This window comes from Rhodobacter sp. CZR27, from assembly GCF_002407205.1.
Lineage (GTDB): Bacteria > Pseudomonadota > Alphaproteobacteria > Rhodobacterales > Rhodobacteraceae > Cereibacter_A.
The window spans coordinates 171,581-183,968 of record NZ_CP023549.1 but is presented as its reverse complement, the minus strand read 5'-3'; the positions used below and the strand labels follow the sequence as shown (position 1 = coordinate 183,968).

Sequence of the window (12,388 nt, the reverse complement as noted above, 5' to 3'; positions counted from 1 at the left end):
GCGCGAAGAATTGAACTTGCGCGGTGACGCCGATCCGTGCTGTGCGCCGCAGGAAGGCCGGACAGTGGACTGCCGCGGCTTCGTGCGCAGCGGCGACTGAGACAGGCGTCTCGGGCGGGCTCGTCCGGATAAGCCCCCGCTTCCGCATCTCAGGTGTGTTGTGCCGCCTCTACGTGGCGATCATTGCGCTTGGCTGGGCCGACAGCCCAATCCCTATCCTTTAGGCGGCACCATCGGGGAAACCAGACGACCTCTCAAGAACCCCATCAGAGCCATCGACGTGATGACCGCGCCTTTCGTGCCGCTGTTGCCGAGATCGCGCGCGGTATGGAATTTCGGTCGGTGGCGGAGAGAGTGGAGGCCGTAGTTCAGCGCCGCATCCTCGCCGAGCTTGAAGTCAACGCCGGTCACGGGGGAACATCACGCCGATCTTCAACACGGGCCGTGCATCACCATGGCCAAGGCCATGCAGCAGGAACGCCGTAGCCCCTGTCAGGCGCTTCGCCTGCCCCATCGGCAACACCCCGCTGGCAAGTTCTTCCCGGTGGTATCATATTGATTCAGGGTTGAGGCCTGCAGCAGACCCGGAGGGTTTCCATGGACGCAAGGACCGACAGCATCCGCGATCTGGCCGTACCGCTCGAATCTGAGGTCTTCCTGCGTTCGCTGCTTCGGGAACTGGCCGGAACGCTTGAGAAGGTCGTCGGCCTCGACGAGGCCTCGGGCTACATCAGCATCGTCGGCAGCGCGATGGGCGAGAATATCGATGGCGCCTACCGCCGGGCGCTGCAGGTCGAGACGCTGAGCCGAGATCAGGTCGGCGAGGTGCTGGTGGATCTGAAGCGGCGCATCGAGGGCGATTTCTACATCCTCGAGGAGCGCGAAGACCGCATCGTATTCGGCAACCGGCGCTGCCCCTTCCGCGAGCATGTACTGGGCCGACCGTCCCTCTGCATGATGACCTCGAACGTCTTCGGCTCGATTGCAGCCGAGAACCTCGGCTATGCGCGGGTCGATATCGAGCAGTCGATCGCAGCGGGCGACGCCGGCTGCCGCGTGGTGGTCTATTTCACTCCGAAGGAGACACCCGAACCTGACGCGCGGGAGTATTTCCGGCGGGAGGAGTGATGCCGGCAGGGATCGAGCAGTCGCTTCTGGATTTCCTCCAGGAGCCGGTCTTCCTTCTGACACCGCAGGGCCGGATCATGCGCGCCAATGCTGCCGCCCTGCGCCTCGTCGGCGGCGACCGGACCGGCGAGGATCTGGGCTCCTCTCTTGAGACGCCGTCCGACGAGCTTCGGGCATGGCTGAGGTGCTGCTCGGGAACATCGAGCCCGGTGGCAGGCCAGCTGCTGTTCCGCCAGCCCGAGGGGAGGCCCCGGCGCCTGCGGGTGCAGGGGGCGCGGCTGCGGGAGGCCGGCGGGCAGGTTCTGATAGCGGTACGATGCACGGTCCCCGAGACCGACCGCTTCTCGCTGCTGAAGAAGGAGGTGGCTCAGCTGAATGCGGAGGCGCATGCGCGCCGCCAGCGCCAGTCGCTTCTGGAAGAGGCGCTGCACCGCAACACGATCATGCTGCGCGAACTCAACCATCGGGTGAAGAACAACATCCAGCTCATGGTCGGGCTCTTTTCGGCCGCCATCCGCGAGACCGGATCCGAGGAGGTGAAGGAAGTGCTTCAGGCGGCTAACCAGCGCCTCCTTGCGGTCGGTGCGGCTCAGGCGCTGATGTACGAGACGCAGCAAGTTTCCATGGTCTCGTCCGCCGCCTTCCTGGAGGCTCTGGCACGCACCCTGTCGGACACCCTCGGCCCGGAGGTGCGCCTCGAGGTTTCGGCGACGGAGGGCCGGCTGACCAGTGACGCCACCTTCCCGCTGGCGCTGATCCTGAACGAACTGGTGACGAACGCGGTCAAGCACGGGCTTCGCGGTCGGGCAGGGGAGGTTCGCATCGTGCTGGATATAAAGGGCGACGAGTTCACGCTGATCGTGCAGGATGACGGCCCCGGTATCGCCCCCGGCGCCGGGTCGGGGCGCCGCTCCTCGGGGCTGGGACTCGTGAGGGGCCTATGTCGCCAGCTTGGCGCCGAGCTGCGAGTTGAGAACCAAAATGGGGCGCGCATGATCGTGCGATTTACCGATAGCGGCAACGAGGCTCGTCCATGACCCTCTACAGCTTCGCCCCGCCTTCGGCTCCGGAAGACGCCAGCAAAGCGGCGACGACGGCGGAAGACGTGGCCGCTGGCCGGAAGCCGCCCGCCCGCATCCTCGTGGTCGAGGACGAGTGGCTGGTCGCTTGCGAGATCGAGGCCGCGCTCGAAGACGAGGGGTTGGAAGTCGTCGGCATCGCCGCCAGCGCAGACGAGGCGGTCCATATGGCCGAGGTTCACAGACCCGATCTGGTCCTGATGGACATCCGGATCCGAGGCAACCGCGACGGCATCCATGCGGCCGTCGAGATCAGCCGTCGTTTCGGCCTACGGTCCCTCTTCATGTCCGCCAATCACGACCCCGGAACCCGCGAGCGCGCTCAGGCGGCTCGTCCGCTAGGCTGGGTGCCGAAGCCCTTTTCGACACTGCAGCTCGTTTCGGCCGTCGACGAGGCGCTGCGGGGCCTTCGACCCTGACGGGCCTCACCGTCCGATGCAGTGCTGGTTAGCAGCGCGAGCTTCCGCAGATAGCTGCGGTCAGGCTCCCTTGACTTCGTTCGCAGCCGTTTTTTGGTCCCACGGCAACTGGAGGGGCTTGAGGTCCCGACTCGGCAGGTGGCGCGCGCGGATGAGACCATCCGGGACTGATGACGGTGCCGGGGATGCGTATTCCGACGGATCCGGTCGACGCATCCGACAACATCCGGCCAGTCATTCGGAGCATCCGGTCAGCTGAGGATCGTTGCCGCATCGGCATGATTTCTGATGTCATGCAGACCCCTATCCACGCAAGATGCCGCGGCACCGGCGGATGGTCGGATCGGGCGGGGAGCAGAGCGGGAGGTGCAGCGGCACCTCCCGCTCTGCAAAGGAGTCTCGCAGCTTCAGGCCGTGCCTCTGCCGCGTTGGCGAAGCCGCTGTTCGCGCTCACGCGCAACCGTCGGGCACCGCTATCAATAGGGTCCCGCGGCGCGGAACGGGTAGACGACGGCGGAGTTCAGGCGACCGTCGAGGCAGTCCGCGAAAATGCTTGGTGTTGAGAGTGCCGCCAGGGCGGTCCGGTCGGCAGCCGACCACGGAGCCAGGCGCCCCGTGGAGCCATGGTCACACCGGGTTTGGGTGCAACCGCCGCAGCTGGCCGAGGCGTCGCATGTTGTAGGCGAGGTTCTTCAAGCCGATCTTCACCTTCGCCCACGCCAGCCCGATGGTGCGCACCAGTACGCCGCCCATGTCGTTGGCCTGCGCGCCGAAGATGTGCTCGACCCGGACGCGGATGCTGGATTTCGTCCGGTTGCCCTGCTTGCCGCGCTCGTTCAGCGGGCGGTTGCGATGGCCTTTGCGGTGGATCCGGCTCCGCAGGCCGGCAGTCTGCAACTTTCCCTCGATCTCGGCCGAGCGGTAGGCGGCATCGGCCCAGACGTCCTTCGCCGTGTTGGCCCTTGTCAGAAGCGCATCCACGGCCTGACTGTCATGCACGGCGGCGTCGGTCACGTGCCAGCGGCGGACGAACTTGTGCTTGCGGTCGGCTTTGACGTGGTTCTTGTAGCCGAAGTGGCTCTTGCCGTTTTTCTGCGTCCAGCGGGCGTCCACGTCCTTCTGCGCCATCTTCGCCAGCTTGTCCTTCCAGCCGTCCGGAAGCTCGCCAGCCTTGATCGCCTCGTTCTCCTCCCGGCGGTTATGGTTGCGCGGCACCGGCACGATGGACGCATCAAGGATTTGCCCGCCCCGCGCCATATGGCCCTGCCGAACCAGGTGGCCGTCGAACAGGGCAAACACCTCTTTGTTGAGCGACAGCCACCTTGGCCGGTGGGGCTGAACGGAAGACGGGCATGCCGGTCTGGAGGGCAGCCCCACCGGCCTGAGTGATTTCGGGGAAGGTGCTGGTCGCTGCGGGTTGGTAAGCCGGGTTCCTCTGCCGTCAAACGGAGGATCCGGGTTGGCCTACAAACCCATCACCGACCAGCAATTGAGATTATACATGTCCGACCTCCAGAAGCACAGTCAGCGCACGTCGGCCGCCCGCGCCGGGTTCAGCGAGCGCACAGCGCGACGGTTCAAGGCCGATCCGACGCTGCCCTCGAACCGCAAGATCGTTCACGGCCGCACGGTGACCGATCCTCTCGAAGGTTATTGGGAGGGCGACATCCTTCCCTTGCTGGAGAGGGACAGCGCCTTGCAGGCTATCACCCTGCTGCGCCACCTCCAGGGCCTGCACCCGCTGGCCTTCCCCGATGATAGGATCCGGCGCATCCTGGAGCGGCGGGTGCGACAGTGGCGGGCGCTGAACGGACCCGAGCGCGACATCATCTTCCGCCAGACGCCGGAACCTGGCCGCATGGCCCAGTCCGACTTCACACATGCCGAGGAACTGGAGGTGACGATCGCGGGCCAGCCGTTCCCCCATCTGCTCTACCACTTCGTCATGGTCTACAGCCGCTGGGAGCATGTCGCCGTGGTTCTCGGCGGGGAGAGCTTCACCGCTCTGGCCGAGAACCTGCGAGCCGGGCACTCTGGTCGCTCGGCGGGGCGCCGAAGGAGCACCGCACCGACAGCCTCTCGGCCGCTTTCCGCAACCTGACCGCCGACCAGCGCGAGGACATCACCAAGCGCTACGATGCCTTCGTCGGCCATTACGGCATGGACGCCAGCCGCAACAACCGCGGCGAGGCTCACGAGAACGGCTCGGTGGAATCTCAGAACCGGCATCTGAAGAAGGCCATCGAACAGGCGCTGATCCTGCGCGGCAGCCGCGACTTCGCCTGCATCGAGGACTACCGGCGCTTCATCGACATGTCGGTGGCACGGCGCAACCGGCAGCGGGCGGCCGCCATTCAGGCGGAACAGGCGCATCTGAAGCCCCTGCCGCCCCGGCGCACCACTGACTTCACCGAGACCGTGGTTCCGGTCACCCGCACCAGCGGCTTCCTGGTCAAGAGCATCTTCTACAGCGCGCCGTCGCAGCTGATCGGACAGCGTTTGCGGGTCCACCTCTACGACGATCGCCTCGAGGCCTTTCTCGGCAGCTCCCTGGTCGTCAGCCACACAAGGGCGCGTGGCCGCGGCGACGGCCATCGCGTGCATGTCATCAACTACCACCACGTCATCCATGCCCTGCGGCGCAAACCGCAAGCCCTGTGGAACTCGATCTACCGCGACAGCCTGTTCCCGCGGACCGAATACGCCGCAGCCTGGAAGGTGCTGCAGCGCGATCTGCCCCGTCGCGACGCCTGCCGCCGGATGGTCGACCTGCTGTTCATCGCCCACGACCAGACCTGCGAGGCGGAGCTGGCGCATCTCCTGGCAGACGATCTTGCCGCCGGCCGGGTGCCGGATCCTGACCCGCTGAGGCTCCGCCTGAGTCCGAAGCAAACGGCGCTGCCGAGGGATGTTGCCGTCGCCCATCCCTCGCTCGACAGCTTCGATGCCCTTCTGGGAGCCTGCGCATGACCTCCCGCGAGATCGACATCCACACGCTGCCAGGCATGCTGACCACGCTGCGCCTGCCGAGCTTCCACAAACTCTGGGCCGAGACCGCCACCCGCGCCGATACCGAAGGCTGGCCGGCGGCCCGCTTTCTGGCCGTCCTCGCGGAATACGAGCTGGCCGAGCGCGACATGCGCCGCATCCGGCGTCACCTGAACGAGGCACAGCTTCCAGCCGGCAAGACGCTGGCGACCTTTGACTTCAAGGCGCTGCCGACCCTGCCGCGCGCCCGGGTCGAGGCTCTCGCGGCCGGCGACTGGCTGGAGGGCGGCGGCAACCTGATCGCCATCGGCAATTCCGGCACGGGCAAGACGCACGTCCTCTGCGCGATCGGCCATGCCCTGATCGAGACGGGACACCGCGTCTTCTACACCCGCACCAGCGATCTGGTGCAGCGACTTCAAGCCGCCCGCCGCGATCTGGTCCTCGAAGCCGCGCTGGCCAAGCTCGACAAGTTCGACCTGATCATTCTCGACCACATCACCTACGCTCACAAGGATCAAGCCGAGACAGGTGCCCTCTTCGAGCTGATCGCCCGGCGCTACGAATACCGCAGCATCGCCATCGCCGCCAACCAGCCCTTCAGCGGCTGGGACCAGATCTTCCCAGATAAAGCCATGACGGTCGCCGCCATCGACCGCCTCGTCCACCACGGGGCCATCCTGGAGATGAACGCCGAAAGCTTCCGCCAGCGCGCAGCCGCCTCCACTAAGGAGACCCTAAGCAGACCGCCAGCGACAACCCTCACCGACAACCAAAGCAATGGAGAAAGCTGAGCGAAAAACAATTCCAGATACGCCGGCCCGGCGGCCTCAAAACCGGCCAAGGTGGTTGACGGTCACGGACATGCTGGTTGACGCGCTACAACCTCTTCGACCTTGCCCGCCTTCCCCAACCCCTCGCGGTAGAGCCAGACCGTCTTCGCATCCGGAACCCGGTCCTCGAGCCGCAATCCGAGAAAGCGCATGAAGGACAGCCGGTCGCGGATCTGGAACTCGATCTGGTCGTCCGAGAGGTTGTAGAGCGCGCTCAGCACCAGCGTCTTGAACATGGTCACGACGTCCCAGGCCTTGCGGCCGGCCCGGGACTTCCGGTCCCCCGGCGGCTTGCGCCAGACCGACGTCAGCAGGGGCCGGAACTCCTCCCACGGCATGAGCGCGTCGATCTCGAGCAGCGGATCCCGTTTCGCATCGAGGCTTGCATACCGATCCGACGATCGAAGAACCCCATCTGCGCCATGCCCCTCCCCCACCAGAAATCGCGCGACCGGTATGCCACCCGGCAGGGTCAGTCGCAATTTTTCGAGGTGCCCCGTCAACGTTCATGGGGCAGATGTGCAAATGCTGAACCAGCAAGGATTAGGTCGGCCAGAGTCTCGTCATGCTACAGACCGAAATCCAGGGGGACGCCCGTCGCCATTGTTCGCCGAATATAGTCCGTCCCGCGCTCTAGGGACGTCGTTCCAGCCGACACTCAATAGCTCCCCGGTCGCAGAGTATATGGCTGCGCCTACCTTCCGTGATAAGCACGCGGATTTGCTCGCAGCTGACACCGCGGCATACATACCCGCTTCATCAGTGATCGGCGTGTGGACCGAGATGGTGAAAATCAATTTCAAGAACCTATCGACAACGCCTCTCAGGCGCACATCGTTCTGTCCATCGTTCCTGATAATGAAGTCGGAAAGGTAGGCGGTCTTGCTAGGCTCCAGACCCATTTGCTTTGGGCGGATCGCGTGATTCAGGCCTCGCAAGGAGACCTGACCGATGAGCAACCTCTACTGGCTGTCCGAGGCGCAAATGGAGCGCCTGAAGCCGTTCCTTCCCAGGAGCCATGGCAAGCCCCGTGTCGACGACCGGCGTGTGTTGAGCGGCATGATCTTCATCAATCGCAATGGCTTGCGGTGGTGCGACGCGCCCAGGGAGTATGGGCCGGCGAAGACCCTCTACAATCGCTGGAAGCGTTGGAGCGAGAACGGAGTCTTCGCCCGGATCATGATGGGCCTGGCGGCCGAGAGAGCCGAGCACAAGGACGATCATGATCGACGCGACCTGCCTGAAGGCGCATCGCACGGCCTCCAGCCTGCCGCTGCCAACGTATGGCCCGCCCCGGTGCAAGCGCCGATTGGGTGACAGCGTGATCAGTCTGCACAAACGTACGGCATGTCGGCGCCAGAGCCGCTGCCAAGATGGAGATCCGCGCGTCCCGATCCTCATAAAGGGGCCGGTCTCGGAGACCATTTTTGACCGGAGGCTTTCGAGACGCCGTTCAACTGTCAGGCCATCTTCCTCTCACCACTCGCAGCTTGTCGTGTCCGTCCGAGGACTCGGACGCGTGTTTCGTCAGCCCGCCGCCAACGGCACAGGGTCGTAGATCCGTTCGTGGCGCAGGAGCGCCCAGACAGTTCGGGCCATCTTGGCCGCAAGCGCGACGACGGCGACATTGGGATGAGAACGTGACAGCAGCCCGCGCAACCAGACACCCACGGCGGTGTTTGTCCTCGCCAGTGTCGGCATGGCGGAACGCGCGCCCTGGATCAGCATCTTGCGGAGATAGCGACTGCCCCGCTTCGTGATCCCGAGGAGCCTTGGCCTGCCGCCGGTCGTGGCCTGACGAGGCACGAGACCCAGCCAGGCCGCTAGATCTCGGCCCTTGCCGAAGGTGGCAGCGTTGCCAACCGCGGCCGCCAGCGCGGTCGCATTGAGCACTCCAATGCCCGGAATGCTCGTCAGCCGTCGTGCCCTGTCATCACTTCGGACCATGGCTACAAACTCGGCGTCGAAGGCGGCGATGCGACGGTCCCAGTTCTTCCCGACGCGCGCGCATGTCTCCAAGCAGGAACGCCATGCGTGGGCTCAGGGCGTCGGCGCCATCATCCAGAAGATCGCGCAGCAAGAGCCGCAACCGCCCGTGACCCTGCGCCACGACGTGCCCGCGCTCCAGCAGCAGGCTGCGGATCTGGTTGGTCAGGGAGGTTCGCTCCCCGACCAGACGATCGCGCACCCGGTGCAGCGTCTGAACGTCAAGCTGCTTCTCGCTCTTGAGTTCGACAAAGCGCATGGTCGGACGGGTGGCCGCTTCCGCAATCGCCTCGGCGTCCCGGTCATCGTTCTTCTGTGCCTTGACGTAGGGGCGAACATATTCCGGCGACATCAACCGGATCTCGTGCCCCAGCGCGGCCAGCGCACGACCCATGTGGTGCGCCCCGCAGCACGCTTCCATCGCCATAATGCAAGGTGTCAACCGTGAGGCGAAGGTGATCACCCCATCACGGCGCATCCGCCGTCTCACGACGACCTTGCCGTTGGCATCCAGTCCAACCACGCTGCAGCTGTTCTTGCCCAGATCGATCCCCAGGATCACAATGCTCATGGCTCACTCCTTCCTTCATTCAACACCGCCATCCTGCAGAGGGCGGCGGGAGGGGCGGGCCATCCATAAAGGGGGGCGCGCACGTCAGATCGGGCGCACCAAGGGGAGCATGAACACCAAGTTGCACGCCGTCGCCAATGCGAAGGGGCGGCCGATCGGGTTCTTCATGTCCGCTGGACAGGTCAGCGACTACACCGGCGCGGCAGCGCTGCCGGGCAGCCTGCCGAAGGCGGACTGGTTGCTGGCAGACAGGGGCTACGATGCGGACTGGCTGCGAGAAGCGTTGAAAGACAAAGGGATGAAGGTCTGCATCCCGGGGGCGTTGTTGCAGAAAGCCGCCTTGAGGCGTGACTTCCCCTTTCCCCCCGGGACGTCAGGCGACGCGGACGATCTCGGCGGTGTCGAGGGCGTTGAAGCGGTTCATGAGAGCGACGCGGATGTGGATCTCGGCGGTCTGACGGTCGGGGGTGAGCCATTGGAACGCCATTGGTCCGAGAGACAGTGGCGAACGCCATGATGCGTTCACCTAAGGCCTTGAGCCGAGCCGGTGAGCGCCACCGGTTCGAGCGAACCGGCGAGGGCATCTTCGCCTCGATCCGGCTGCGGGCGTGGTAGCCCGTCCATCGCTTCCAGAACGCCCGGCCATAGTGACGGGTGGCGCGCAGGGTCTCGTTTCCGGCCCGGGCGGCGGGGCCATCTTCCTTCCATGGTCGGCCGTTCCTGCGGATCGGTATGACGGCTGTGGCGCGGCGCTCGACGATGGCCGTGTGGCAGCGTCGCGTGTCATAGGCGCCGTCGCCGGTCACGGTGCCGATCTCCTCATCCTCGGGGATCTGGTCCAGCAGCTCGGGCAGGACAGGGCTGTCGCCGTCGCGGCTGGGGGTGAATTCGACGGCGCGGATGTCGGACGTGGTCCCATCCATGGCCAGATGCACCTTGCGCCATTGGCGCCGGCCCTGCGCCCCATGCTTGCGGACCTGCCATTCCCGTTCGGCAGGCTTACGCATTCGGGGCTGGAACGATCCACTGGATCGTTCCCGATTGCCCCTCATCACTGGCGCCACGGTCCTGCCTCACCCAAGGAACTTGATCCCGGTGCTGTCGACCAGCAGGTTCAGCGGGCCGGCGGCGCAGCGGTACGGGATGTGGACAGCCAAGGACGTCTGCCGCCGGCAGAGGGTGGAATAGTCCGGAACCGGCCAATCCAGCCCGGCCAGGCGCAGGAGGCTGGCCACCATCCCGGCGGTCTGCCTCAGCGGCAGCCGGAACCAGGGCTCCGCCCGTTCAGGGCTGAAAACGGTCCTCAGGACCGTTTTCCGGGCGCCCTTCACCCTTGATCGACAGGCAGAACTGGATCGCCGCATCCGAGAACAGCGGCGGCCGCCCAGGCCTGCCCTCAGGTGGCGCGAGCCAGGCCATCTCCCTGTCCAGCCAGATCAGCAGCGACCCGCGCCTCCGGAGCGCCTGGTTGTAGGTGGCCAGTTCGTCGTGCGATGGCGGGGGCGTGCAGGCTTCGTCATGCTTCCCGTCTAACGCCATGGAGTCGTGACGTGAATCCTTCCGGGCGGAAGTTCTGCAACAATGCCCCTTCCGGGCCGGAAATCGCGCAAGACCGATGTGAGATACGACAAGAGGCGTTACAAGCGGCGCAACCGCATCGAGATCATGTTCGGGCGACTCAAGGACTGGCGACGGATCGCTACCCGATACGACCGCTGCCCGGACACCTTCTTCTCCGCTATCGCACTCGCAGCCATCGTCCTGTTCTGGCTCTGATAATCAATGAGTCTGGAGCCTAGACTGCTCTCGCTGATCTGCGCCTTTGAATGGCCCTCCGCCCTCAGCCGCCCGATTTCGGCCTGCAGCGCTCGCGAAAGCTCGGCCTCCGGCATGTCCTGGTCCGCGGCCCGGTCGCGTCCCTCCACCGGGCCGCGCACGCCGCGCGGACCGGGGAAACCGGTGCCGGTGCGTTCGGCGATGATTTCGGTGCGCCGCCACGCTTCTTCGCTGTCGCTGTCGCGGTCGGCGGGGCGGTAGCCTTCGGTTCGGATGCCGCGGGCGCTGGCCTCGATCCACATCTCGCGGCGGAAGTCCTCGGGGCCCTTCACCCGCAGGCTCTGCCAGCCGCGATGTGCGGCAAGGTCGATCATGTCTATAGCCGTGGCGCGGTCGGCGGCTCGTGTCACCAGCCGGTTGCTGGTGTCGACGATGGCGGGCAGGCCGGCGTCGTGGCTGCGGTAGAGCTCCTGCCGGTCCTTTGCCTTCGTGATCAGGAAGCGGTCGGCGAAGGAGGCGGGGGCGGCGAAGCGGTCCGGGCTCTCGCGGGGCGGCGCATCGAGCGGTTCGGCGATGCCGGGCACGCCGTCGGCGCGGGACTTCTCGACTGGGGCAGGGGGCCGGCGGTCGGGGATCTCAGCCATGTCGCACCTTCTCCTTCTTCCTCCTTCTTCGGCGCCCGCTTCGGCTTTGCCGAGTTCTGCTCCTCGGACACCGCCACGCCCATCTCGCCGAGGATCGCGGCCACCCCTTCCTTCGTGCCGATGGTGCCGGCGGCAGCGAGGCTCCGGATCTTCGCCCGCACGTCGTCGCCGGCGAGCGCCAGGCGGTCGAAGGAGATGGTCGAAGGTTCAGCGATTTCCTCGTCGGTCATCGGCACCTCGGCCGGCTGGCCGGCGGCCACGTTTTCGGCCTGCGCCAGCTTCAGCGCTGCGATCCGGCGCACCTCGGCCTCGAGCGCGGAGAGGTCCTCGCGCATCCGTCGGTTCTCGTCGCGCAAGCTTCGGACGTCGTCGGCGGTGGCGTCAGCGCGCAGGGGAGGGAGCCCGGGCGGAGGAATGCGGCTCCGATCGAGGAAGGCTTCCTCCGCGTAGAAGCGGATCTTCTTCGCCCGGATCGGCGGGTGACCGGCGGCAAGGCTGATCGCCTTGGCCTGGTCGAGTTGCAGCAGTGCGTGCGGCATCATCAGCGAGCGCTTCTACTCGCTCGTGCTGATCGTCGGCGGGTTGCGGCTGGTCAGCAGCTTCGAGCGCGAGGTCGAGACAGCCTCGGCACCAAAGGTGCCAAAGCGCTCAGAGAGGTTCCGCGCCTCCTTCAGCCCCTTCGGCGTGAAGACCACCGTGATCCCAGCATTGTCCATATAGGCGTCGGCGCCGTCCGACCCGTAGATATCGGCCAGTTGCGCCGGGGTCTGGACGATGGTCAGCACCTTCAGCCCGTAGCCTGCGAAATACCCGATGTCGCGCTTGAAGGCGGGCAACTCGCCGACGGCGGCGAACTCGTCCATGCAAAGGAGAACCCGGAGCTTCAGCGCCGGATTGTGCTCAGGCAGCTCCTGCAAGTTCGCGTCGACGCAGGACTGGAAGAAGAGGTTCAGGAGCGGGCCGA

At 65.8% G+C, this 12,388-nt stretch carries 5 protein-coding genes and 10 pseudogenes; 8 read left to right on the top strand and 7 right to left on the bottom strand.

The window, feature by feature from the left end; genetic code table 11:
• Positions 1-213: 213 nt before the first annotated feature.
• Positions 214-411, bottom strand: coding sequence for a hypothetical protein (locus CK951_RS21150; RefSeq protein WP_157764617.1), 198 nt, complete (start codon positions 409-411; stop codon positions 214-216).
• A gap of 186 nt (positions 412-597) precedes the next feature.
• Between CK951_RS21150 and CK951_RS17045 the strand changes: the two genes are divergently transcribed.
• The 3 genes from CK951_RS17045 to CK951_RS17035 are packed head-to-tail and all read left to right on the top strand — an operon-like array spanning position 598 to position 2,626.
• Positions 598-1,128, top strand: coding sequence for a methanogen output domain 1-containing protein (locus tag CK951_RS17045; RefSeq protein WP_198402498.1), 531 nt, complete (start codon positions 598-600; stop codon positions 1,126-1,128).
• Complete coding sequence (locus tag CK951_RS17040; RefSeq protein ID WP_096787440.1) at positions 1,128-2,165, top strand: sensor histidine kinase; 1,038 nt, start codon at positions 1,128-1,130, stop codon at positions 2,163-2,165. Before CK951_RS17045 ends, CK951_RS17040 begins: the two co-directional genes overlap by 1 nt.
• On the top strand, positions 2,162-2,626 hold the full coding sequence (locus CK951_RS17035; protein ID WP_096787439.1) for a response regulator: 465 nt from the start codon (positions 2,162-2,164) through the stop codon (positions 2,624-2,626). The genes CK951_RS17040 and CK951_RS17035 overlap by 4 nt, the downstream gene beginning before the upstream one ends.
• A gap of 627 nt (positions 2,627-3,253) precedes the next feature.
• Here the strand turns inward: CK951_RS17035 and CK951_RS17030 are convergent.
• A pseudogene (locus tag CK951_RS17030) lies at positions 3,254-3,925 on the bottom strand (IS5 family transposase); the annotation flags it as partial.
• Between the two features lie 202 nt (positions 3,926-4,127).
• Here CK951_RS17030 and istA point away from each other — a divergent pair.
• Both istA and istB read left to right on the top strand, forming a co-directional pair.
• Positions 4,128-5,596, top strand: a pseudogene (istA, locus tag CK951_RS22140) (IS21 family transposase).
• The gene (gene istB, locus CK951_RS17020; RefSeq protein ID WP_096787438.1) at positions 5,593-6,408 is read left to right on the top strand and encodes an IS21-like element helper ATPase IstB; all 816 of its coding nucleotides are present in this window, start codon (positions 5,593-5,595) and stop codon (positions 6,406-6,408) included. The pseudogene istA and the gene istB overlap by 4 nt, the downstream one beginning before the upstream one ends.
• A gap of 95 nt (positions 6,409-6,503) precedes the next feature.
• On the opposite strand, the pseudogene CK951_RS17015 reads toward istB, so the two are convergent.
• Positions 6,504-6,871: pseudogene (locus CK951_RS17015) on the bottom strand (transposase); the annotation flags it as partial.
• Between the two features lie 527 nt (positions 6,872-7,398).
• Here CK951_RS17015 and CK951_RS17010 point away from each other — a divergent pair.
• A pseudogene (locus CK951_RS17010) lies at positions 7,399-7,744 on the top strand (transposase); the annotation flags it as partial.
• A 230-nt stretch (positions 7,745-7,974) separates the two neighbouring features.
• Here the strand turns inward: CK951_RS17010 and CK951_RS17005 are convergent.
• Positions 7,975-9,004 (bottom strand): annotated as a pseudogene (locus CK951_RS17005) (IS110 family transposase).
• Between the two features lie 61 nt (positions 9,005-9,065).
• Between CK951_RS17005 and CK951_RS17000 the strand changes: the two are divergent.
• Positions 9,066-9,356, top strand: a pseudogene (locus CK951_RS17000) (transposase); the annotation flags it as partial.
• Between the two features lie 21 nt (positions 9,357-9,377).
• Here the strand turns inward: CK951_RS17000 and CK951_RS16995 are convergent.
• Positions 9,378-10,524 (bottom strand): annotated as a pseudogene (locus CK951_RS16995) (IS5 family transposase).
• Between the two features lie 67 nt (positions 10,525-10,591).
• Here CK951_RS16995 and CK951_RS16990 point away from each other — a divergent pair.
• Positions 10,592-10,780: pseudogene (locus CK951_RS16990) on the top strand (transposase); the annotation flags it as partial.
• Positions 10,781-11,079: 299 nt separating this feature from the next.
• Here the strand turns inward: CK951_RS16990 and CK951_RS21725 are convergent.
• Both CK951_RS21725 and CK951_RS16985 read right to left on the bottom strand, forming a co-directional pair.
• A pseudogene (locus tag CK951_RS21725) lies at positions 11,080-11,364 on the bottom strand (LPD7 domain-containing protein); the annotation flags it as partial.
• A pseudogene (locus tag CK951_RS16985) lies at positions 11,274-12,386 on the bottom strand (type IV secretory system conjugative DNA transfer family protein); the annotation flags it as partial. The pseudogenes CK951_RS21725 and CK951_RS16985, both read right to left, overlap by 91 nt.
• Between the last annotated feature and the right edge of the window lie 2 nt (positions 12,387-12,388).